Origin of the sequence: Pseudomonas sp. FP2335, from assembly GCF_030687535.1 — a bacterium.
Classification (GTDB): domain Bacteria; phylum Pseudomonadota; class Gammaproteobacteria; order Pseudomonadales; family Pseudomonadaceae; genus Aquipseudomonas.
In genome coordinates this window covers 2,678,075-2,699,607 of record NZ_CP117437.1, presented here as the reverse complement: position 1 = coordinate 2,699,607, position 21,533 = coordinate 2,678,075, and the positions used below count along the sequence as shown (strand labels likewise).

Annotated in this window: 18 protein-coding genes; 11 read left to right on the top strand and 7 right to left on the bottom strand. The window is 61.9% G+C overall.

Going from position 1 to position 21,533, the window contains the following annotated elements; genetic code table 11:
- Positions 1 to 12 precede the first annotated feature (12 nt).
- On the top strand, positions 13 to 792 hold the full coding sequence (locus PSH81_RS11960) for a TSUP family transporter (RefSeq protein WP_305392594.1): 780 nt from the start codon (positions 13 to 15) through the stop codon (positions 790 to 792).
- Here the strand turns inward: PSH81_RS11960 and nudC are convergent.
- Positions 760 to 1,593 (bottom strand): NAD(+) diphosphatase, encoded by an 834-nt coding sequence (gene nudC / locus PSH81_RS11955; protein ID WP_226457095.1) that lies wholly within the window; start codon positions 1,591 to 1,593, stop codon positions 760 to 762. The two genes, PSH81_RS11960 and nudC, sit on opposite strands and share 33 nt — an antisense overlap.
- A gap of 5 nt (positions 1,594 to 1,598) precedes the next feature.
- Positions 1,599 to 2,411: a crotonase/enoyl-CoA hydratase family protein gene (locus tag PSH81_RS11950; protein WP_226457096.1), complete on the bottom strand. Its 813-nt coding sequence runs from the start codon at positions 2,409 to 2,411 to the stop codon at positions 1,599 to 1,601.
- Positions 2,412 to 2,583: 172 nt separating this feature from the next.
- Between PSH81_RS11950 and PSH81_RS11945 the strand changes: the two genes are divergently transcribed.
- The 3 genes from PSH81_RS11945 (at position 2,584) to PSH81_RS11935 (ending at position 4,908) form a co-directional block, all read left to right on the top strand.
- Positions 2,584 to 3,138 carry a UPF0149 family protein gene (locus PSH81_RS11945; protein ID WP_305392593.1) on the top strand — a complete coding sequence of 185 codons (555 nt, stop codon included), beginning with the start codon at positions 2,584 to 2,586 and terminating at the stop codon, positions 3,136 to 3,138.
- A gap of 91 nt (positions 3,139 to 3,229) precedes the next feature.
- Positions 3,230 to 4,486 (top strand): 3-phosphoshikimate 1-carboxyvinyltransferase, encoded by a 1,257-nt coding sequence (gene aroA, locus PSH81_RS11940; protein ID WP_305392592.1) that lies wholly within the window; start codon positions 3,230 to 3,232, stop codon positions 4,484 to 4,486.
- Positions 4,487 to 4,518: 32 nt separating this feature from the next.
- On the top strand, positions 4,519 to 4,908 hold the full coding sequence (locus PSH81_RS11935) for a hypothetical protein (RefSeq protein WP_192299589.1): 390 nt from the start codon (positions 4,519 to 4,521) through the stop codon (positions 4,906 to 4,908).
- Between the two features lies 1 nt (position 4,909).
- Here PSH81_RS11935 and PSH81_RS11930 read toward each other — a convergent pair whose 3' ends face one another.
- Positions 4,910 to 5,509 carry an NAD(P)H-dependent oxidoreductase gene (locus tag PSH81_RS11930; RefSeq protein WP_305392591.1) on the bottom strand — a complete coding sequence of 200 codons (600 nt, stop codon included), beginning with the start codon at positions 5,507 to 5,509 and terminating at the stop codon, positions 4,910 to 4,912.
- A 69-nt stretch (positions 5,510 to 5,578) separates the two neighbouring features.
- On the opposite strand from PSH81_RS11930, the gene PSH81_RS11925 reads away from it, so the two are divergent.
- Positions 5,579 to 6,211: a TetR/AcrR family transcriptional regulator gene (locus tag PSH81_RS11925; protein ID WP_226457099.1), complete on the top strand. Its 633-nt coding sequence runs from the start codon at positions 5,579 to 5,581 to the stop codon at positions 6,209 to 6,211.
- Between the two features lie 148 nt (positions 6,212 to 6,359).
- Here the strand turns inward: PSH81_RS11925 and PSH81_RS11920 are convergent, their stop codons facing one another.
- Both PSH81_RS11920 and PSH81_RS11915 read right to left on the bottom strand, forming a co-directional pair.
- A complete protein-coding gene (locus tag PSH81_RS11920; protein ID WP_226457100.1) occupies positions 6,360 to 7,037 on the bottom strand; it encodes a GNAT family N-acetyltransferase in 678 nt (225 codons plus the stop codon).
- A gap of 28 nt (positions 7,038 to 7,065) precedes the next feature.
- Positions 7,066 to 7,959 carry a LysR family transcriptional regulator gene (locus PSH81_RS11915; protein ID WP_226457101.1) on the bottom strand — a complete coding sequence of 298 codons (894 nt, stop codon included), beginning with the start codon at positions 7,957 to 7,959 and terminating at the stop codon, positions 7,066 to 7,068.
- 113 nt (positions 7,960 to 8,072) lie between these two features.
- Here PSH81_RS11915 and PSH81_RS11910 point away from each other — a divergent pair, with 113 nt between their 5' ends.
- The 6 genes from PSH81_RS11910 to PSH81_RS11885 all read left to right on the top strand — a co-directional run bounded on the left by PSH81_RS11910 (position 8,073) and on the right by PSH81_RS11885 (position 15,951).
- Entirely contained in the window at positions 8,073 to 9,245 is a 1,173-nt protein-coding gene (locus PSH81_RS11910; protein ID WP_305392590.1) for an MFS transporter, read from the top strand.
- 54 nt (positions 9,246 to 9,299) lie between these two features.
- Entirely contained in the window at positions 9,300 to 10,010 is a 711-nt protein-coding gene (locus PSH81_RS11905; RefSeq protein ID WP_192299595.1) for a FadR/GntR family transcriptional regulator, read from the top strand.
- Between the two features lie 103 nt (positions 10,011 to 10,113).
- Complete coding sequence (lhgO, locus tag PSH81_RS11900; RefSeq protein WP_226457103.1) at positions 10,114 to 11,307, top strand: L-2-hydroxyglutarate oxidase; 1,194 nt, start codon at positions 10,114 to 10,116, stop codon at positions 11,305 to 11,307.
- A 58-nt stretch (positions 11,308 to 11,365) separates the two neighbouring features.
- Positions 11,366 to 12,691, top strand: coding sequence for an MFS transporter (locus PSH81_RS11895; protein ID WP_305392589.1), 1,326 nt, complete (start codon positions 11,366 to 11,368; stop codon positions 12,689 to 12,691).
- 82 nt (positions 12,692 to 12,773) lie between these two features.
- Positions 12,774 to 13,625 (top strand): CAP domain-containing protein, encoded by an 852-nt coding sequence (locus PSH81_RS11890; RefSeq protein ID WP_226457104.1) that lies wholly within the window; start codon positions 12,774 to 12,776, stop codon positions 13,623 to 13,625.
- 139 nt (positions 13,626 to 13,764) lie between these two features.
- Positions 13,765 to 15,951 carry an ATP-binding protein gene (locus PSH81_RS11885; RefSeq protein WP_226457105.1) on the top strand — a complete coding sequence of 729 codons (2,187 nt, stop codon included), beginning with the start codon at positions 13,765 to 13,767 and terminating at the stop codon, positions 15,949 to 15,951.
- A 4-nt stretch (positions 15,952 to 15,955) separates the two neighbouring features.
- On the opposite strand, the gene PSH81_RS11880 is transcribed toward PSH81_RS11885, so the two are convergent.
- A complete protein-coding gene (locus PSH81_RS11880; protein ID WP_226457106.1) occupies positions 15,956 to 17,122 on the bottom strand; it encodes a diguanylate cyclase in 1,167 nt (388 codons plus the stop codon).
- Positions 17,123 to 17,241: 119 nt separating this feature from the next.
- A complete protein-coding gene (locus PSH81_RS11875; RefSeq protein ID WP_305392588.1) occupies positions 17,242 to 21,237 on the bottom strand; it encodes a hypothetical protein in 3,996 nt (1,331 codons plus the stop codon).
- Positions 21,238 to 21,533 lie beyond the last annotated feature (296 nt).

Below are 21,533 nucleotides of genomic sequence, written 5' to 3'. Positions count from 1 at the left end.
TAAGCCCTGTCCATGCCCTTCGAACTCAGCGTTGACCTCACCACCCTCGCCATTCTCGCCGCCGTGGCCTTCGTCGCCGGTTTTATCGACGCCATCGCTGGCGGCGGCGGCCTGCTCACTACCCCGGCCCTGCTCACCGCGGGCATGCCACCGCATCTGGTACTGGGCACCAACAAGCTCAGTTCCACCTTCGGCTCGGCTACCGCCAGCTTTACCTTCTACCGCCGTAAGCTGTTTCACCCGCGCCAGTGGGTACACGCCATTGTCGGCACCTTCATCGGCGCACTGACCGGCGCGGTGGTCGCCCACTACCTGCCAGCCGAAACCCTGAACAAGATGCTGCCGGTGATCGTCTTCGGTTGTGGCCTGTACCTATTGTTCGGCGGCACGCCCAAGGCGCCGCTGGAAGCCGACGCACCGATAAAGAAGAAGTGGCAATCCACCCAGGGTTTCGGCCTGGGCTTCTACGACGGCGTGGCCGGCCCCGGCACCGGCGCGTTCTGGACCGTCAGCACCCTGCTGATGTACCCCGTCGACCTGGTGAAGGCCAGCGGCGTGGCGCGCAGCATGAACTTCGTCAGCAACGCGGCGGCACTCTCGGTGTTTATCTTCAACGGCACGGTGGACTGGATCGTCGGCCTGACCATGGGCATCTGCGTGATGTTCGGCGCATTCTTTGGCGCTCGCAGCGCGATCAGCGGCGGCGCCAAATTCATTCGCCCGGTGTTTATCACCGTGGTCCTGGGCCTGACCGTGCGCCTAGCCTGGCAGCACTGGTTCAGCGTGGCCTAAGCGCCGCGCCAGGTAGAGGTCGATCAGGTAGCGCGCAATCGAACGTGACGCCGGCAACGGCGGCAGGTTATGGATATTGAACCATTGCGCATCTTCGATCTCGTCGGCTTGGGGCACGATGTCGCCACCGGCGTATTCGGCATGAAAGCCCAGCATCATCGAATGGGGGAACGGCCAGCATTGGCTGCCCATGTACTGGATGTTCTTGACCTCCACCTGCACTTCCTCGCGCACCTCGCGGATCAGGCAGTCTTCGGCCGACTCACCCGGCTCGGCAAAGCCCGCCAGGGTGCTGTAGACACCACTGACGAAGCGCGGCGAGCGCGCCAGCAGGATCTCGTCGCCACGGGTCACCAGCACGATCATGCTCGGCGAAATCCGTGGGTAGCTGCGCAGGTCGCAAGCCTGGCAGAACATCGCCCGCTCCCGTGGCACCTGGGCCATGGCCTGGCCGCAACTCCCGCAAAACCGGTGTTCCCGCGCCCAGGTGCCGATCTGCGCGGCGTAGCCCAGCACTTTGTACAGCCTGTGATCACCTTGCAGCATAAAGCCGCGCAGGCCCTGCCAACTGCACCCCGGCACGTCGACGGGGGCGTTGAGTTCCAGCAGGTACACCGGCTCGCCGTCGAGGTGGCCGATGCCGTGTTCGGCAAACACCGACACATCCTGGCGCTTGAGCCATTCCCGGGGGAACAGCGGGCCATTGCTGTCATGCAAAAAGCCCTCGCGGCTGCGGGCGACGGCCCAGCCGCCAGGGGTGTCGTTGTCCAGCAGTGTGGTGGTAATCCAGCCTGGGGTCATGTCAGTCAATCCACGAATTCGGGTTTCTGCTTGCTCATATGGGCCGCGATGGCCACGCGCAGGTCGTTGGATTGCAACATAGCCGCGTTCCAGGTGGCAACGTATTCCAAGCCATCATTGACTGTATGGTCACGCATGTAGCTGATCATGGCTTTGGTGCCGGTCACCGCAATCGGCGACTTAGCGGCGATTTCACGGGCGATCTCCATCACACCGGCCAGCAGGCTTTCCTGATCGGCGTAAACGCGGTTGACCAGGCCGATGCTGCGCGCCTCTTCGGCGCCGAACTGGCGCCCAGTGTAGGCCAGCTCACGCAACATGCCGTCGCCGATAATGCGCGGCAAGCGTTGCAGGGTGCCGACGTCGGCGGCCATGCCGATGTCGATTTCCTTGATCGAAAATTGCGCGCCCTCGGCGGCGTAGCGCATGTCGCAGGCGCTGATCAGGTCGATGGCGCCGCCGATGCAGTAACCCTGGATCGCCGCCAGCACGGGTTTGCGGCAGTTGTCGACGGCGTTGAACGAGGCTTGCAGTTCGAGGATCTTGCGCCGCAGCAGACGCGCATTGCGGCCCACGTCCTTACCGAACTCGTTGGCCACCGAGGCCAGCATCATCAAGTCGATCCCCGAGGAGAAATGCTTGCCGGCACCGCTCAGTACCACGGCGCGTACCGCGTCGGTGTCTTCGATCCACTGGAAGATGTCGATGATCTCGGTCCAGAACACCGCGTTCATCGCGTTGATCTTTTCCGGGCGGTTGATCTGCACATGGGCAACATTGCCGCTGAGTTCGACAACGAAAGCTTGATATTCGGACATGGCAGTGATCCCTGACTGGCGAGTGATAAGGGCCGAACTATAACAAGGGTGCACAACGGCGCATCGGCCAAAAGCGGGACTGGGAAAACGCTGGATAAAACCCCGCACACACGCCATCCTTCGCGTTTTAAGCCGCCCCGTCCGCGGCGCTCGACGTTTGAAGGATATGCCCATGCACGCCCAACCCCTCTCCCCGGCCGAATTCGACTTTATCGAAGACACCCTGCAAAAGTACGGCGACGACCATTCGGTGCTAAACCTCGCCGAACTGGACGGTTACTTCACGGCACTGGTGTCGAGCCCGACCCAGGTGGACGTGGCCGAGTGGTTCCCGGCGATCTGGGGCGGCCAGAATCCCGCGTGGGACAACATGGACGAGGCGCAACGCTTCCTTGAACTGTGCGTCCGCCACATCAACACCCTGGCCGGGCAACTGGCGACCGATGCGACGGGCTTCAAGGCCCGCTTTGACGACACCGAACACCAAGGGCAAACGGTGACCCTCGCCGAGGAATGGTGCTTTGGTTATATCCGTGGCGCCGCCATCGGCAACTGGCCCGCGCTGCCAGCACCACAGGCCGCCGAACTGGAAAAAATCTCCTGGTGCGCCGAACAGGACAATTTCGAACTGCCAGCCGACCTGGATGTGGCAGCGCACCAGCAGCGCGTCAGCCAGATCGAACCGGCGGCGCGGGCGCTGCACGATTACTGGCTCAGCCAGCGCTAAGCCTCGACAAGCACTGCGGGTTTGGCCGATTATTCGGGTCCGCCCGTCGGCCACTCCGTACCACCTTGCCTTGCATCAGGAGCCTTGTACCTTGAGTTCGCAGAAAACCGTGACCGTTACACCGCCCAATTTCCCCCTCAATGGCAAGGTCGCGCCCCCCGGCTCCAAATCCATTACCAACCGCGCCCTGTTGCTGGCGGCCCTGGCCAAGGGCACCAGCCGCCTGAGCGGCGCGCTGAAGAGCGATGACACCCGCCATATGTCGGTGGCCCTGCGCCAGATGGGCGTGAGCATCGACGAGCCGGACGACACCACCTTTGTCGTCACCAGCTCCGGCAAGCTGCAACTGCCGACGCAACCGCTGTTCCTCGGCAATGCCGGCACCGCGATGCGCTTTCTGAGCGCCGCCGTCGCCACCGTGGAAGGCACCGTGGTGCTGACCGGCGACGACTACATGCAAAAACGCCCGATCGGCCCGCTGCTGGCGACCCTTCGCGCAAACGGCATCGCGGTCGACAGCCCGACCGGCTGCCCGCCAGTGACCGTGCACGGCGTGGGCAAGGTGCAGGCCAAGCGCTTCGAGATCGACGGCGGCCTGTCCAGCCAGTACGTCTCGGCCCTGCTGATGCTCGCCGCCTGCGGCGACGCCCCGATTGAAGTGGCGTTGACCGGCAAGGACATCGGTGCCCGTGGCTACGTCGACCTGACCCTCGATTGCATGCGGGCCTTCGGCGCCCGGATCGAAGAAGTCAACGACACCACCTGGCGCGTGGCTGCGACCGGCTACTGCGCCCACGATTACCTGATCGAACCGGACGCGTCCGCCGCCACCTACCTGTGGGCCGCCGAAGTGCTGACTGGCGGGCGCATCGACATCGGCGTCGCCGCCCAGGACTTCACCCAACCGGACGCCAAGGCCCAGGCCGTGATCGCCCAGTTCCCAAACATGCAGGCCACGGTGGTCGGCTCGCAGATGCAGGACGCGATCCCGACCCTCGCGGTACTCGCAGCGTTCAACAACACCCCGGTGCGCTTCACCGAGCTGGCCAACCTGCGCGTCAAGGAATGTGACCGCGTGCAAGCCCTGCATGACGGCCTCAATGAGATCCGCCCGGGCCTGGCGACCATCGAAGGCGACGACCTGCTCGTAGCCAGCGATCCGGCACTGGCCGGTACCTCGTGCGATGCGTTGATCGACACCCACGCCGACCACCGCATCGCCATGTGTTTTGCCCTGGCCGGGTTGAAAGTCGCGGGCATCCGCATTCAGGACCCCGACTGCGTGGCCAAGACCTATCCTGACTACTGGAAGGCCCTGGGCAGTCTTGGGGTCCAGCTCAGCGACTGAGCCGGCAGCGTCGGAATGGGGAGGCCAAGCACATGAATATTCGCCAACCCTGCCCACCCGGCGCTTGCGACTGCGACCGCGAACAACTGCTGCAAAGCCCTGGCGCCGATGTGCGCATCCTCAACCTCACGCGCCAGGAAGAGAAGAAACTAGTCGAGCGCCTTGAAGACCTCAAGAGCCTGCAAGACCTGGAGCGCATGCAGCAGCTGATGTACCAGCAATTGGGCATCCGCGTGCAGGTCGCGCCGGGGCACACCGAAGTCAGGAGCATGCGCGGGATTCAGATCGAGATCGACGCCTTGCCGGGCCTGTGCCGCAAGACCCGGCAAGCGATTCCGGCAGCGATTCGCCGGGGCCTGGAGAAGCGCCCGGAGATTGCCTACCGCCTGCTCGACGCCCACGACCTGTTTCGCGAAGGTTGAATCAACCCACCACGGTTTCCCCTTGGAACAGCCGCTGCCCGATCGCCCGGGCGGTGTTCAGGTGCGCCTGCGCGGTGCCGCTTTCCGACTCCAGCATCAGCTCAGAGGTCAGCACCTTCGCCCCGCAGTAATCAAAAATCCCATGGTCGATCTGCGTGCGCATGGCCTTGGCGTAACCGTGGCGCTCAAATGCGCTTTCATCCGCCGCACCGACGGCCAGCAAGTGCACGTGCAAGTGCCGCAGCTTTTTCACCACTGGTTTATCCGGACCGTAATCAATCGCCCAGCCGTTGACGAACACGCGGTCGATCCAGCCTTTGAGCAAGCCCGGCAGCGACCACCAGTAGATCGGAAACGCCAGTATCAGCGCATCGGCACGGTCGATACGCGCCTGTTCGGCCAGCACATCGGCAGGCGGCTCGGCGCGGCTGCGATGCACGCGCTGGTCGGCAGCGCCGTAACGTGGGTCGAAACCCTCGGCGGCGAGGTCGGCGATCTCATGGGTGTGACCGGCGGCGGTCAGCCCCGCTGCGGCTTGCACAGCGATGCTATGGGTGAGGGATTGCGGGTCGTGATGGGCAACAACGATCAGAGCGTGCATGACATTGACTCCATTTCGGTTTAGGCTGGGCTTAAGTTACCTTTGGTAAGTTACTTTTGGTATATAAGCATGTCAAGCCATGAATCCCCTGCCCCACGTCGCCGCCTGTCGCGCGAAGATCGCCTGCGCCAGCTGTTGGATGTGGCCTGGCAACTGGTGCGCGATGAAGGTACCGACGCCCTGACCCTGGGCCGCCTCGCGGAACTCGCGGGGGTGACCAAGCCGGTGGTCTACGACCACTTTGTCACCCGCGCCGGGTTGCTCGCCGCGCTGTATGAAGACTTTGATGGGCGCCAGAATCAGCTGTTTGCCGAGGCTATCGAGGCGAGCAACGCGACACTGGAGGACCGCGCGTGGGTGATTGCCTCGTCCTACGTCGATTGCGTGTTATTGCAGGGCCGCGAAATTCCAGGGGTGATCGCCGCGCTGAGCAGTTCACCCGAGCTGGAAAGCCTCAAGCGCCAGTACGAGGCGATTTTTCTGGATAAATGCCGCGACGCGCTGTCGCCGTTTGCGCCCGGCGGGTGTGTGTCCCAGGCCGGATTGCGCGCCATGCTGGGGGCGGCGGAAGCGCTGTCCCAGGCGGCGGCCAGTGCTGAAATCAGCCGGGAAGAGGCGCAGCAGGAGCTGTTGGCGACGATCATGGCGATGGTGAATCGGCGATCTGTATCGCCAGTGCCGCCGCTTTCGAAGCCTCGCTGAAGCTCGACATCTCCCACAGGGGATTGGCAGTGCCTGGACGATCTCCAGCCGAACACTCACTCTTCATCAACCGCGATCAAATGTGGGAGCGGGCTTGCCCGCGAAAGCGTTGGCTCGGGCAACACATCTCACACAGCGGCGCGCTATTTCAGCCCCGCCCCCGCAAAAACACCTGCACCTTGCGCGCCAGTTGATCAAGGTGACGGTCGCGCTGCTTCTCGGCATCGACCATCGCGCGCTTGCCGTGTTTTTGCAGCAGGTAGGTGTGAATCTGCCGCACCTCAAGCGAGCTGTAGATAGGCGCCACTTCCACCACGCCCATCAGCCCGTCGGTCGCGTAATCGCGGGTATTCATCAGCACCTGGGTGTCGCGTGCGCCGCGCACCTGGAAGCCCATGGCTTCGAAGGCCGGCACCTTTTCCACCGCGCAGGCCAGCTCGGCGTGGGGATAGCGCGCAAGCACCTCGCCCACCATGCCGCGCGCCACGCCCTGGCGTCGGCAACCCTGCCGCACTGCCATGAACGCAATGCCGCACGCCTCGGGGTCGTCCTTGACCGGCAAATACAACACAAAGCCGATCACCTTTTCCGGGTCCTGGGCATCGGTGGCCACGACCAGTTCAACCGCAATCCCCTTCGCACCGTTCAAGGCTTCCAGGTACAGGTGCACCTCAAAGCCGATGGCGTACTGGTAGATGTTGTAGAGCAAGTTGCTCGGTGGCAGTGCCACGCTGCTGATGTCGGTGAGGTTGTCCACCACCAGTTGCAGGATCTGGCCATTGATGGACTCCGGGCACGGTGTGGTGTAGCGGGTAAGGCTGAACATGCAAATTCCTGGGGTTAGGGTGCGGCGATTATACCTGTTGCTGTCCGCACACCTCACGCAAACATCCACGCAACCAGCGATGGGCCAGGTCGGCGTCCAGGCGCGGGTGCCAGAGCATGGCCACGGTAAACGTCGGCAGGCTCAATGGCAGCGCAAAGCTGTGCAAGCCTTGGCGTTGGTGCAGGGTGTAGCGCTCGGGCACGCTGGCGATCAGATCGGTGCTGCGGGCCAGGGCGATGGCGGTGGCGAAACCGGCAACGATGGTGCTGATCTGCCGGGCCAGGCCCAGGCCTTCGAGGGCAGCGTCGATCTGCCCACGGTCCTGTCCGCGACGGGAGACGTAAACATGTTGGCCTTCGGCGTAACGCTGCACGCTGACGTCGCCCTGGCTCAGTGGATGCCCACTGCGCACCACGCCAATCAAACGGTCGCGGAACAACGCCTGGGTCAGCACTTCCGGGCTGCCGGCGGGGTCGACCACGCCGGTTTCCAGGTCGACGCTGCCTTCGCGCAGCAACGCACTGTCCTTGTCGGTCTTGTTGACGAAACGCAGGCGCACGCCGGGAGCCTCGCGGGCAATCCGTGCGAGCAGCGCCGGGCCGACGTTTTCGACGAACTCCTCGCTGGTGCGCAAGGTAAAGGTGCGCTCGACAGAGGCCAAGTCCAGGCTTTGCAAGGGCCGCAGTACGGCATGGGCGTCCTGCACCAGTTGGCTGACCTGTTCGCGCAACTGCAGCGCACGCGGCGTCGGCACCAGGCCACGCCCGGCGCGCACCAGCAACGGGTCGCCGGTGGTTTCCCGCAGGCGCGCCAATGCACGGCTCATGGCGGAGGGGCTCAGGCGCAGGCGCTTGGCTGCACCGGCAACGCTGCCTTCAGCGAGCAACACGTCCAGGGTGATCAACAGATTCAGATCGGGCATCGGCGCTCCTTATCAGGCGTTAGACGCAGGTATTCAGTGCAACCCATGCGTCTTCCGCCATGTTAGGCGACGCCGTAGATTTGTAACAGTTGCGATCACTCAAGGAATTCCGGATGCAGACCTCTTCACGCGGCGCACTGTTCAGCCTGTCACTGTCCATGTTGCTGGCCTCCCTTGGCACCAGCATCGCCAATGTCGGCCTGCCCAGCCTGGCGCTGGCGTTCGAGGCGTCGTTCCAGGCAGTGCAGTGGGTTGTCATCGCGTATCTGCTGGCGATCACGGCGGTGATTGTCAGCGCCGGGCGCCTGGGGGATCGACTTGGGCGCGGGCGGCTGTTGCTGGCTGGCTTGCTGGTGTTCGCGGCGGCCTGCGGGCTTTGCGGCATGGCGCCCACCCTGCCCTGGCTGATCGCCGCGCGGGTGCTGCAAGGCTTGGGCGCCGCGGTCATGATGGCGATGACCCTGGGTATGGTCGGTGACACCGTCAGCAAGGAACGCACCGGCCGGGTGATGGGTTTGCTCGGCACGCTCTCGGCCGTCGGCACCGCCATGGGCCCCAGCCTCGGCGGTGTGTTGTTGAGCCTGTGGAACTGGCGCGCGCTGTTTGTGCTTGGCGTGCCATTGGGCCTGTTGGCGGCCGCGCTCGCCTGGCGGTATCTACCGATGAAGAAAGGGGTACGTCCAGGCGGGCCATTCTGGTCGGCACTCGGAACCCCCGGCCTGCGTTCGGGCCTGGCGCGGAGCACGCTGGTATCGGCGGTGATGATGGCGACGTTTGTGGTCGGTCCGTTCTACTTGTCCCGTGGCCTGGGGCTCGCGCCGGGCTGGATGGGCCTGGTGATGGCGGTCGGGCCGTGTGTCGCCGCCGTCACCGGCGTACCGGCGGGCCACCTCACCGACCGTTTCGGCAGCCCGCCCATGACCCTCGCCGGGCTCGGCATCATGGCCGTGGGGGCGCTGTCACTCGCGCTGGCCGCCGGGCTGCCGGCCTACTTGGGCGCGCTGGTCTTGCTAACGACGGGTTACAGCCTGTTCCAGGCCGCCAATAACACCGCAGTGATGCGCGATGTGGACGGCGCGCGCCGGGGCACGGTATCGGGGCTGCTGAACCTGTCGCGCAATATCGGCTTGATTGTCGGCGCCTCGGGCCTGGGTGCGGTGTTCGCCTGGGCCACGCCGGATGTGATCCGCGCCACCCCGCAGGCCGTGGCTTTTGGCCTGCACAGCACCTTTGGCGTGGCGGTGGGCCTGATCCTGCTGGCGGCAGGAATACGACACAAATATTGACAAGGTAAAATCGTAACGACTATTGTCTGACAACCTGATTACCAAGGTTGTCCCATGCTTGAGCTCCAGCGCCCCGACTCGCTTGTCGTGCGGGTTGTCAGCGCGATTCGCGCAGAAATCGATTCCGGCCAATTGCCGCCGGAATCGCGCATGCCTACCGAACAGCAACTGGCCGAACAACTCAACGTCAGCCGCTCGGTGGTGCGCGAAGCCATCGCCCAGCTCAAGGCCGACGGCATCATCACCGCCCGCCGGGGCCTGGGCTCGTTTATCTCGCAGACGCCTGCCGGCACGGTGTTCCGGTTCCCGCAGCCCAATGGCCGCAGCCCGGACCTGGCGCAGATGTTCGAAGTGCGCCTGTGGATCGAAACCCAAGCCGCTTCGATTGCCGCAAAGCGCCGTGACGAGGCCGACCTGCACCGCATGAAAAGTGCTTTGCAAGCCATGCAGGACAACCGCGACAACTTCGAAGCCGCCGCCATCGCCGACGTGGAATTCCACCGCGCCATCGCCGACGCCAGCAAAAACGAATACTTCGTCGCCTTCCACGACTTTCTCAGGAGCCAATTGGCCAGCGCGCGCAAAACCGCCTGGGAAAACTCCGCATCACGCTTCGCCACCGGCTCTGCCGACGCCACCCAAGAGCACCAGCAGCTCTTTCAGGCGATTGCCGATGGCGACGCCCAACGCGCCGCCGCCAGCGCTGAAGCCCACCTGCGCGCAGCGGCACGGCGTCTGAGCCTGGAGCTGCCCGAGACAAACTGATCCTTTAAGTAGCGTGTCCTGGACACGCCATTTTTTTAACAAAAACATTAGTCTGACAACCTGATAAGCAGACCGAAATGTGCAACTTTAGGTAGCCCACCCCATGATTCACGACTATTGCATTATCGGCGGCGGCATCGTCGGCCTGGCCACGGCGATGGAACTGCTCAAGCGCCAGCCCGGTGCCTCGCTGGTGATCCTGGAAAAAGAGCCCGTGCTGGCCAAACACCAGACCGGCCACAACAGCGGCGTGATCCACGCCGGCATCTACTATGCGCCGGGCAGCCTCAAGGCGGACCTGTGCAAGCGCGGCGCCGAGCAGACCAAACAGTTCTGCACTGAACACGGGATCAAGTTCGAGGTATGCGGCAAATTACTGGTGGCCTCCAGCCCCCTGGAAATGCAGCGCATGGAAGCCTTGTACGCACGCTCCCAGCTCAATGGCATGAAGGTTGAGCGCCTCGACGCCGACCAGTTGCGCCAGCGTGAACCGAACATCGTCGGCCTCGGCGGGCTGTTCCTCGACGCCACCGGCATCGTCGACTATCGCCAGGTCTGCGACACCATGGCCCGGGTGATCCGCAGCAACGGTGGCGAGATCTGCCTGGAGCGTACCGTCACCGCGATCCATGAAGACACCGACAAAGTCACCGTCAACACCCGTGGCGAAAGCTGGCAGGCCCGCCGCCTGGTGGTGTGCGCGGGCTTGCAGTCGGACCGCCTGGCGACGCTGGCCGGCATACCGATCGACCACCAGATCATCCCGTTTCGCGGTGAGTACTTCCGCCTGCCAGCGACGAAAAACAACATCGTCAACCACCTGATCTACCCGATTCCCGACCCGGAGCTGCCGTTTCTCGGCGTACACCTCACGCGCATGATCGACGGCAGCGTCACCGTCGGCCCAAATGCCGTGCTTGGCCTGGGCCGCGAGAACTACCGCAAGTTCTCGGTGAACTGGCGCGACGTGGCGCAGTACGCCAGCTTCCCCGGCTTCTGGAAAACCATCTGGCAAAACCTCGGCTCTGGCACTACCGAGATGAAGAACTCGCTGTTCAAGTCCGGCTACCTGGAGCAGTGCCGCAAGTACTGCCCATCGCTGACCCTCGACGACCTGCTGCCCTACGAGGCGGGTATCCGCGCCCAGGCGGTGATGCGCGACGGCAGCCTGGTACACGACTTCCTGTTCGCCCAGACCCCACGAATGCTCCACGTGTGCAACGCGCCTTCACCCGCCGCGACGTCCGCCATGCCCATCGGCGCGATGATCGCCGACCGCCTGTTCAAGCCCGAGTAACACCCCGTACCACGCGTCCATTTGACAATAACTACAAAGACCCAGAAGGAAGTACAGCATGACGGTAACTGCCCCGATTCCCGGCACCGAAACCCCCGAGCAAACCCGCAAGCGCCTGCGCAAGGTGGCCGCCGCGACCATCTTCGGTTCGATGCTGGAGTGGTACGACTTTTACCTGTACGCCACCATGGCGGCCATCGTGTTCTCGAAGATCTTCTTTGATAACAGCGACCCCAAGACCGCCACACTGATGGCCTTTTCCACCTTTGCCATCGGTTTTATCGCGCGCCCCTTCGGCGGGATTCTGTTCGGCTACCTCGGTGACAAGTTCGGCCGCAAGCAAGTGCTGGTGCTGACCTTCTGCCTGATGGGGGTGTGCACCACCCTGATCGGGCTGATCCCCAGCTACGCCTCCATCGGCATCTGGGCGCCGATCCTGCTGGTGTTTATCCGCATCATCCAGGGCCTGGGCGCCGGTGCCGAGCTGTCGGGCGCGGCGGTGACGTCCTACGAGCACGCCTCCCAAGGCAAACGCGGCAGCCAGGGCGCCTGGCCGGCACTGGGCCTCAACCTGGGCCTGTTGCTGTCGTCGCTGACCGTGTACCTGCTGACCATCAACGGCAACGAGTTCCTGCTGGCGGGTGGCTGGCGCATCCCGTTCGTGTGCAGCATCGTGCTGGTAGGCGTCGGCCTGTGGGTGCGCAACAGCATTCCGGAAACCCCGCAGTTCAACCAACTGAGCAAAGAAGCGACCAAGGCCAAGGCCTCGCCACTCAAGGCGCTGTTCAAGAATGACCTCAAGGGCCTGGCCGTGGTGTTTTTCGTGGCGATTGGCTACAACGCCCTGAGCTACATCTTCAAGACCTTCTCCCTGGCCTACCTGACCCAGTTCAAAGGGGTGGATGTGCACGTCACCTCGCTGTCGGTGACCATCGCCAGCCTGATCGCGATTGTCGCCGTACCCTGCTTTGGCTGGCTGTGCGACAAGTGGAGCAGCAAGACCGTGTTGATGCTCGGCGGGCTGTGCTCGCTGCTGTTCGCCTACCCGTTCCTGGCCCTGCTCAACACCGGCGAAAGCCTGATGATCTACATCGCCATCGGCGTTGGCACCGGCATTCTTGCACCCATGATGTTTGCCCCGCAGGGTTCGTTCCTGAGCCGCCAGTTCCCGACCCAGACCCGCTCCTCGGGTTTTGGCACCGGGCGCGAAATCGGTACCGCCATCGCCGGCGGGCTGGCACCACTGGGCGCGTTGTCGATGGTGGCGGCATCAGCCACCCACTCCACCGATGGCGTGGTGATCATCCTGGCGATTTCCGCGCTGCTGGTGGTGATATTCGCCCTGTGTGACCAGGGTCGCAAGCACTCCACATTCAAGAACTGAAGGAAAAAGTTCAGACCAACGGGTGCATGGACGCACCCACATCGCGCATCATGGGCACTTTACAAGCTCAAGGGTAATGTCCATGCGCGTTCTGTCATTGATGATGGGTCTCACGACGCTGGCCGCCAGTTCGGTGTTCTGCGCCAGCGCGATGGCGAATGAAGAAAGTCAGTTGATACAACAGATCAACGTCTACCGCAGCCAGCTCCAGCGCTGCGGTGACCAGGGTTCCCAGGAACTGCCACCGCTGACCAGCGATACGCGGCTGGTGTTGCCGGCCAGCAACGTCGGCGACCTGCAACAGGCCCTGGCGCGGGCGGCGTATCCGATGGTCAACGTGCAGGCCATCAGCCTGTCCGGTCCCAAGGATGCAACGTCGGCGATGAAGGCCGTGCGCGAAAGCTTCTGCCGCGTGGTGCTGGACCCGCAATTTGTCGACATCGGCGTAAGCAACAGCGGCCAGGACTGGCGCATCGTGCTCGCCCGCCCGCTGCTGTCCAGCGGCCTTGGCGACTGGCAGACCGAAGGCAAGCAACTGCTCAACCTGATCAACACCGCCCGATCCCAGGCCCGCCAATGCGGCACCCAAGCGTTTACCGCCACCACGCCGCTGAGCTGGAACGACGACCTGGCCGGCGCTGCCAACAGCCACACGCGCAACATGGCCAACGGCAACTTCTTCGACCACCTCGACCATGACGGCCGCACACCGGGCGATCGTGCCGAGTTGGCTGGGTACATTGCAAAGAACATCGGTGAAAACATCGCCGCCGGTCTCGACACCCCGCGCAAAGTGGTAGACGGCTGGCTCGCCAGCCCCGGGCATTGCGCCAACCTGATGAACCCGCAATTTCGCGAACTGGGCGCGGCGTACGCCATGGACCCGAAGAGTGATGCAGGCATCTATTGGACGGGGTTATTCGGCAGCCAATAGGGGCAATCATTTGGACCGAGCATCGAATTGCCATCACGTGGATAATAGCGCTGAACTGCCAACGGCGATTCCGGTCTGTAGCTTGTTGGCCTGACCCTCCAGGCCACTAAAAGGTTGCGGCAAACAAGGTGTTCTCCCAATGATGAATTGGCTGCAAAGCAGCAGCGACATGGCCGAGCAGGTGCGCGTGTATGACTGGGCCAGTACGCCGCTGGGCCCGCTTGAGCTATGGCCGGACGTACTCAAGACCACCGTCGCACTGTGCTTTGCCTCAAGCTTCCCCCAAGCCATCGTATGGGGGCCGTCGCTGACCATGCTCTATAACGATGCGTTTATCCCGATCCTGGGTGACAAGCCCTACGCCCTGGGTCGCCCATTCAGTGAAGTATGGAGCGAAGTCTGGCGTGATATCAGCCCCATCGCCCAGGCGGCCTTTGAAGGGCATGCGACCTACATTGAAAACTACCCGCTGGTGATCGAACGCGGCGCCGGGCCCGAGCAGGCGTATTTCACCTTTTGCTACAGCCCGATTCGTGACCCTCGCGGCGCCGTGGTCGGCATGCTCGACACCGTCACCGAAACCACCGCGACCGTGTTTCTCACCCGTCGCCTGGCCATGCTCGATGCCATCGGCAACGCCGTGGCCAATGCCACCGATGCCGAAGCCATCATGACCAGCACCACGCGCTTGCTGGCGCAGCACCTGCAAGTCACCAATTGCGCGTATGCCGACATGGACGCTGACGAGGATGGCTTCACCATTCGCGGCAATTGGGCGGCTCCAGGCTCGCCGAGCATCGTCGGGCGCTACAGCCTGGCGTCGTTCGGCGAACTGGCGGTACGCCGCCTGCGGGCCGGTGAACCGTTGGTGATCCGCGACAACCGGGTCGAATTCCCGCCAGAGGAGTCGGCCAGCTACCAAGCCCTGGGGGCTACCGCGACGGTATGTTTCCCACTGATCAAGGAAGGCCGGCTGACAGCACTGATGGCCGCCCACCACAAATCCCCGCGCACCTGGTCGCCCTACGATCTGGCGCTGGTGGGCGAAGTCACCGAGCGCTCGTGGGCGCATATCGAGCGCGTACGCGCCGATGCGGCCGTACGCGAGGGGCTGGCGGCATTTTCAGAACTCAATGCCACGCTCGAGCAACGGGTCGCCGAGCGCACCCTCGCCCTGACCCAGGCCGAAGCCGCACTGCACCAATCGCAAAAACTCGAAGCCATCGGCCAATTGACCGGCGGCGTGGCCCACGACTTCAACAACTTGCTGACCATCATTCGCTCCTCGGTGGACTTCCTGCGCCAACCGGGGCTGTCCGAAGAGCGCCGCCAGCGCTACATGGCGGCAGTGTCGGACACCGTCGAGCGCGCCAGCAAGCTCACCAGCCAACTGCTCGCCTTCGCCAGGCGCCAACCGCTGAACCCGCAGGTGTTCGACGCGTGCCAGCGGGTGGCAAACATCGGTGAGATGCTCGAAAGTCTCACGGGTGCGCGCATCCACGTGCAGGTGGAACTGCCCGCACAGCCGTGCCATGTGCGCGTCGACTCCAGCCAGTTCGAAACCGCGCTGATCAACATGGCCCTCAACGCCCGCGACGCCATGGACGGCCAAGGCACCCTGACCCTGCGCGTGTCGACTGTCAGCGCGCTACCGCGCATTCGTGGCGATGCCGGGTTGCATCAGCCGTTCGTGACGGTTTCACTGAGCGACACCGGCGCCGGTATTGGCTCGGACGTCTTCGAACGTATCTTCGAGCCGTTCTTCACCACCAAGGCCGTCGGCAAAGGCACCGGGTTGGGCCTGTCGCAAGTGTTCGGCTTCGCCAAACAATCGGGCGGCAACGTCGATGTGACCAGCACCCAGGGCCAGGGCACGCGCTTTACCCTGTACTTGCCCGCCGTGGCCGCAGAGGCGGACTCGCCTGCCCCGTCCCCCCACGAACAGGCCCCGGTCACCGACACGAGGCAGCGCCATATCCTGATCGTGGAGGACAACCTGGAAGTCGGCCGTTTCGCCAACCAGATCCTGCAAGACCTGGGCTACCAGACCACCTGGGCCACCCATGCCGAACAGGCACTCACCTTGGCAGGCCCGAATGCGATGGCGTTCGACGGGGTGTTCTCGGATGTGGTGATGCCCGGCATGACTGGCGTGGTAATGGCCAAAGTTCTGCGCCAACGGCGGCCGGACCTGCCGGTGGTGCTCACCTCCGGCTACAGTGAAGAGCTGGCCGACAGCGGCTACGAAGGCTTTGAGTTCCTCGCCAAGCCCTATTCCGCCGACCAGGTGGCACGGGTCCTGGCCAAGGCCATGCAGCGCGACTGACGCCCTACTCCGCCACTGCGACTCGGTTGCGACCCTCGGCCTTGGCGCGGTACAGCGCCTTGTCGGCCGTGTTCATCAGGCTGTGCAAGTCCTGGTCAAGGTTGCGGCTCGAGGCCACGCCCAGGCTGGCGGTCAAGCCATGCACCGGCTCGGCGGCCAGCCCGGAGATGGACTTGACCAGCTGTTCGGCGATGTCACGCGCGGTGTCCAATGAAGTGTTGGGCAGCAATACGCCAAACTCTTCGCCGCCCAACCGACCGTACACATCCGACTGGCGAAATGACGCGCTGATCACCCCGCCGATCTGGCGCAACACCTCGTCACCGGCCTGATGGCCGTAGGTGTCGTTGATGTCCTTGAAGTGGTCCATGTCCATCATCAGCGCACACAAGGGTTGCCGGTTGCGCCGGCATTGCGCGTACAGCAACTGGGCGTGCTCAAAGAAGGCGCGGCGGTTCATCAGGCCCGTGAGCTCATCGGTCTGTGCGGCGCGGGCGGAAATATTGTGGGCACGCTCCATCTGCCGGGTCAGGCGAAAGGCTTTTTCCAGGGCGTCCGAGAGTTTGCGCGTGGCGCTGACCACAAAGGTCGAAAACACCAACACCGCCGCCGCCACCCCGACTTGCATCGGTGACGGCTGGAACAGCAGCCACAAGGTACACGGCAACAACACCAGGGACATGGACATCAAGGTCATGTAGCGATATGCCGAGTAACACGACACCGCACTGACCGACATGCCCACGGTAAACAGCATCACCAGCACCTGGGACACGCGGTCATCGGTGGGCATCACTGCAAACGCGCCCAACCCCCAGATTCCGGCGGACAGCATCAGTGTCAGCCAGTAGCGCCGTTCCCAGCGATCCGGCGTGCGTTCGGCACGGGGACAGCGAAACCAGCCCATGAACAAGTGGATACGCAGCAGCGAGGACGCACTCAGCGCGACCAGCCAGATCAGGATGACCTGATGATCAAACCGATCCCAGCACAGCCAGCACAGCATGATCGCGGCGAAGAAACTGCCGAAAATCGCGGCAAATGACTGGCGAAACAGCTGGTGCAAACGATCGGTTCGCACCTGCTCTTCGATAAAGCAATCCTGGTCCTGCTCACGCTCAAGGCCATTCATGAAATCCGCCTGCTTTGACTGCCACGACAAAGGCGCCATTGTGGCATCCTGCCACCAATCTGAACAACTGAATCCAGCCAGACAGAGCCGTTGTTTGGTCCTAGACGCATGAGACATTCATCGGCGCCAAATCATTGGTTGTGATTGTCGGCCCGCCGTCAAAAAACCTGGGCCTCGCCGTTAACGGTTGCATTTATCCAACGCGGCTCCATGGGGTCACTCCACACCGAGCTAGGCGGTAGCTGGCCATCGCTGATCAGGATTCGCCGGCCTTCCTGGCTCCACTCCTGCATGCGCGCCTTGAATCGGGCGGGATAGTCCGAGGCCTTGCAGGTAATGCCTGCCCACGGATCAACAACCCAGGCATCGGCCCATTCCGGCCCGGTAAAGCCCTTGCTCCTGGAATAGCCTGGCGGGCCGCCGACAATGCCGAAAGTGTGCCCTTTGACTTGCGCGATACGCGCACTGCCACCACTGGCGTTGATGGTATCAACGGCAACCTTGGCCATCTGGTCGCAGTTCCCGGCCCCGGTCTTCAACACGATTTCGGAATAATTTGGCGCATTTGTGCGCGTGTAAAGCCAACCTACCGTCTCGGCGGCAGAGTCTGCACGAATCTTCTCACCGGGTTGTCCCGGCACTTGTTGATTGGCGGACCTGATACCCGTGGCCTGGAACTGATCGTCAACGGCCTTACTCCCCCCTTCAGCATAGAGCTGGTTTTGATCCGCTGGCTGCCGTTGGGAAAAATCTGCCGGCTTCTTGATGGGTTCGAGTCGAACCGGTTTTGCCGCCACCACCACCTTTCCTGGGTTGGGTCCAGACGCGTAAACGCTCATCAGTACTTCGCGCTGCTTCTCGGGAGTAAGACCTTTCAATACCTTGGCAAAGTGTTCGATATCCGCGTTGGACAGGGTATTCTCAGCCACAATTTTCTTGACCAGGGTTTCCATGGTAGGCAGGACAATCAACTGATTGTTTGGACTTTTCTGCGCAGCATAACCATGAAAGTCCCTGTATTGATCATGGGTTTCAATAAAATGCCGGCTGACGGGGTCACTGCTATTCAAGCGGTAAAAGTCGAGCTTGCCTGTTGGGTTGAGCTCGGCGTAGTAATGAACGCCGATATCGCCCTCGACCACCACATATTGCTGCCCGTTGTGGTCGATTTTTTGGCCTCTGACGACTCGTTGATCATTGCTCAAGTCGCTGATCGCATCCACTTTCACCACCACCGTGTCGTTGTTGAGCGAGCGCGATACACCGAAATCATCAAAACCGAAATCTGGCTCGTTGATCACCGTGCCCGACGTTTGTGGCTTGTAGGTCACAGGCTGCGTAGTCACAACCGGCAACAACTCTTGCTTACCCGCTTCATTGACTCGGTATAAACGATGCTCGTGCACCACTGTGCGCGGCCCGTTAGCCTGCGCAGGGCCAGGAATCAGCCGACGGTGGTCAAGGGCTTGGGCGTCCTGGAAGATGGGGGTTCCACCCGGTTCGATCTCCTTGGTGTAACAGAGGTCATTGAGGTCACGCTTGGACCTGCGCCCCCCGCCGCCACACGTCGTTGCGAACCCCTCCAACGGGCCGCCATGATCGGGGCCACCCAGTTTAGTCAGGCTGTCCGGTTTGCCAGGGTCATACCGAAAGACATCATCACCCACGACCACATCGGTGTGATTCTTCCTATTCAGCATCCGTACCTCATCACTGGAGATGCCCTCGGGCACTCGTACGCTTCCACCTTCTGGTAGGTTTCTGGAGGTCAAGGGTATTTTCGGGGTAACGTCATAACTCCCTTTTCCAGGCAGTTGTTTGAAGGGCGATGACCGCCGGAACTGCGCAATGCCTGCCTGGATATTGTCGATGTCCCCTTTCAGGAACTTCAGGCCTTTCCCTCCCTTGATGTTGAAGCCCGCCATTACCGGTTCAAGCGGGTTCAGGTTCTGTACCACAGAAACACCAAATTGCTTTATCAAGGGCAAGAATTTTGGCAGCAGCGCGCGCATGCTGAGCTTGCCAGCATTGGCCATCACTCGCACCGAGCCGGCGGCCAGCTTGCCGGCCGGCCCTGCGAACGTAAACAGACCGTCGACGATAAGACTGATAATGCCATCTTTGGTACGGCCCTTGACGAGGTCCTCGATCCCGCTCCAGAAAGGAATAAAGAACTGGGCCACGCCTTTTATACGCTCCCAGAAACTCTCGTCATTTTTCTTCGCTGAGCTCTCCCTGTTAGGGTCCGCGGTGGCCCACTCCCGCAGTTGGTCTTCATCGACATAAAACAATTTATCGGAAATGGACTTGGCAATGGCTGCCGAGCGTTCTGATTCCAGGGTGTTTGGCACTGCAGCCTTACCGACGCGGTCAGTGGCGGGAAAATGATCGAGCTGTTGCGGGACAACTATCGAAAAGCTCTTGGGCCGCGGGCCTTTGCCAGCCTTGTATTCGCCCCACTGCTTCTTGAACGCCTCCTTGCCGGTGTGGCTATTGCGCACAACCAGCTCTTCGGACGGTACGCCATCATTGGTGTGTTCGATGGAAATAAAGTCTTTGTCATAACTTTTTTCAGCCGGATCGTAGGCCTCCAGGACCGGCTTCAAGTCGTCGCGTCGCCGGGCTATGCCCTTGACCGGGTTGATTTCATAGTAGCTTGTTTGCCCCTCGTGTTCTGCCTTGAGAATGAACCCCGGGCGGGTCTTGGCGGCCTTTTTCTGCTCTTCTGTCTCCTTGTTTGTATCGGGCTTGACCCGCAGTGCATAGACCGTGGTTGCACCCTGTTCAATCGCGACCCGGTCCTGGGTCGGCAACTGCGATAACAGGTTGCGCAGTACTTTGTCATAACCCGACTTGGCATTAGCCAAATACCCATCAAACGCAGACTTGAAACGATCTTCGTCATAAACAGGGTACTGATAGAGGGCATCGGAGGGCTTGATCTTCTCGCCATTGAGGTGCCGGTACAACGCAAAAAACGGGCTTATCAACGACAAGAGTTCGGTCCGAGAGGTGCCCTTTTCCATTTTCTCAAAGTAGTTTTTACGCATTGGCACATCGACTGCAAGTTGCGCCGTCGCCTCTACGATACCGCTGACATGCCCATCAAAAGCTGACACTGCCTTGGCGATCTCTGCCTGCGAATACTCATCTTTTTGTTCAATCACGCCCTGCAAAGCCGCCCATTCCAGCATCGCCGGAATACGGGTCGCCGCGATAAGCGACCACTGCTGGCTTGTCGTCGCCTGTTCGCTGAGCTTGCCGGGCAGGTCCACCAACTCCTGAAAGCTCATGCTTCGCGACGAACCGGGTTCAATCGCCTCCGCCAGCGCCACACCATGCTTGAAATTGACCCACACAGCGGTTCCTTGATAGCGCATCTCCGTCGGGATATCGCGCACGGCAAAGTCTGCCGGGAACTGCGGGCGGAAAAGATAGGCGGCCAGGTTCGCGTCGGTGGAAGATATTTTATTTGCGTCGACCAGGTGTTGCCTGAACTGCGTATCGATTTCTGCGTAGCCCTTGTTGCCATGCTCGCTGGACGCCAGGTGAAACCCTGCAACATGCCCGGGTTTACGCGACTGCACAGGGTCAAGGCTCAAGGTGATGGCCTTGATCAACAACTGAACTTTCACTTGCGGGGAAGTCAGCTGCGTCAAAGGAAAGTCACTGCCGCCAAGCTTTTTCAGTAGCGCTTGAACCAGCGCTTCAGCCTTAGGTGATTTTGCGATCAGCTCCAATAGGGTAGCCGGCGAGCGCTGGGCTTTTTCGAGTGCGGACTCCGAGATGCCCTCGGTCAAATAACTCAACAAAGGCTTTTTGTGCTTGTGTTGCAGCTCACCCACTAGTGCGGATATTGAATCGTCGTTGCTGTCCTGCAACAACGCATCAGCTTTGCTTGACTCATTCCCTATGCCCAGGACAATTTCGCTGCGGGTATTTTCCAGCGCATCAATCGCCGCTTGTACTTGCGTTTGCGTGCTGGGGTTGGCCGGAACAATGCCGTAGTACTTGAGCATATTGTCAAGCCGGTTGGTGCCCGGCTGAGTCGAGCCGTTTTGCGGAATAAGCGGTGAATTCTTGTTGAGGAACAAGCTTTTCTTCTGGGCATTTGGGGGGGCTGGCTGAGCCTGAAGCTCGCGTAAAGCGCTCAACATTTCATCCAGGTCAAGCAGCTTTCCCTGTACCTGCGTAGCTGGCGAGTCGGGTGCGCGTACGGGGGCCTTCACGAGCGCAGGAGCTGACTTGACGACGGGGGCGGTTGCGAGAGTGGAGATTGGCGCCCTGAGCGCTGTCACAGGAGCGTGCACGTTGTTGGTTGAGAATGGCGTCATGGCAGAAGTTTCATTTCCGGGAGTGTTATACACAGACCGAGCGAAGAAATGAGATGTGTTGGAAGACCTACGCTCAATCGCTGACGTCCATGTGTGGACACCCCGTAGGAAATTGT

Bases quoted from the DNA above. Each gene is read 5' to 3' on its own strand.
- PSH81_RS11960 (WP_305392594.1), top strand. From the start codon at position 13: ATGCCCTTCGAACTCAGCGTTGACCTCACCACCCTCGCCATTCTCGCC.
- nudC (WP_226457095.1), bottom strand. From the start codon at position 1,593: ATGACCCCAGGCTGGATTACCACCACACTGCTGGACAACGACACCCCT.
- PSH81_RS11950 (WP_226457096.1), bottom strand. From the start codon at position 2,411: ATGTCCGAATATCAAGCTTTCGTTGTCGAACTCAGCGGCAATGTTGCC.
- PSH81_RS11945 (WP_305392593.1), top strand. From the start codon at position 2,584: ATGCACGCCCAACCCCTCTCCCCGGCCGAATTCGACTTTATCGAAGAC.
- PSH81_RS11935 (WP_192299589.1), top strand. From the start codon at position 4,519: ATGAATATTCGCCAACCCTGCCCACCCGGCGCTTGCGACTGCGACCGC.
- PSH81_RS11930 (WP_305392591.1), bottom strand. From the start codon at position 5,509: ATGCACGCTCTGATCGTTGTTGCCCATCACGACCCGCAATCCCTCACC.
- PSH81_RS11925 (WP_226457099.1), top strand. From the start codon at position 5,579: ATGTCAAGCCATGAATCCCCTGCCCCACGTCGCCGCCTGTCGCGCGAA.
- PSH81_RS11920 (WP_226457100.1), bottom strand. From the start codon at position 7,037: ATGTTCAGCCTTACCCGCTACACCACACCGTGCCCGGAGTCCATCAAT.
- PSH81_RS11915 (WP_226457101.1), bottom strand. From the start codon at position 7,959: ATGCCCGATCTGAATCTGTTGATCACCCTGGACGTGTTGCTCGCTGAA.
- PSH81_RS11910 (WP_305392590.1), top strand. From the start codon at position 8,073: ATGCAGACCTCTTCACGCGGCGCACTGTTCAGCCTGTCACTGTCCATG.
- PSH81_RS11905 (WP_192299595.1), top strand. From the start codon at position 9,300: ATGCTTGAGCTCCAGCGCCCCGACTCGCTTGTCGTGCGGGTTGTCAGC.
- lhgO (WP_226457103.1), top strand. From the start codon at position 10,114: ATGATTCACGACTATTGCATTATCGGCGGCGGCATCGTCGGCCTGGCC.
- PSH81_RS11895 (WP_305392589.1), top strand. From the start codon at position 11,366: ATGACGGTAACTGCCCCGATTCCCGGCACCGAAACCCCCGAGCAAACC.
- PSH81_RS11890 (WP_226457104.1), top strand. From the start codon at position 12,774: ATGCGCGTTCTGTCATTGATGATGGGTCTCACGACGCTGGCCGCCAGT.
- PSH81_RS11885 (WP_226457105.1), top strand. From the start codon at position 13,765: ATGATGAATTGGCTGCAAAGCAGCAGCGACATGGCCGAGCAGGTGCGC.
- PSH81_RS11880 (WP_226457106.1), bottom strand. From the start codon at position 17,122: ATGGCGCCTTTGTCGTGGCAGTCAAAGCAGGCGGATTTCATGAATGGC.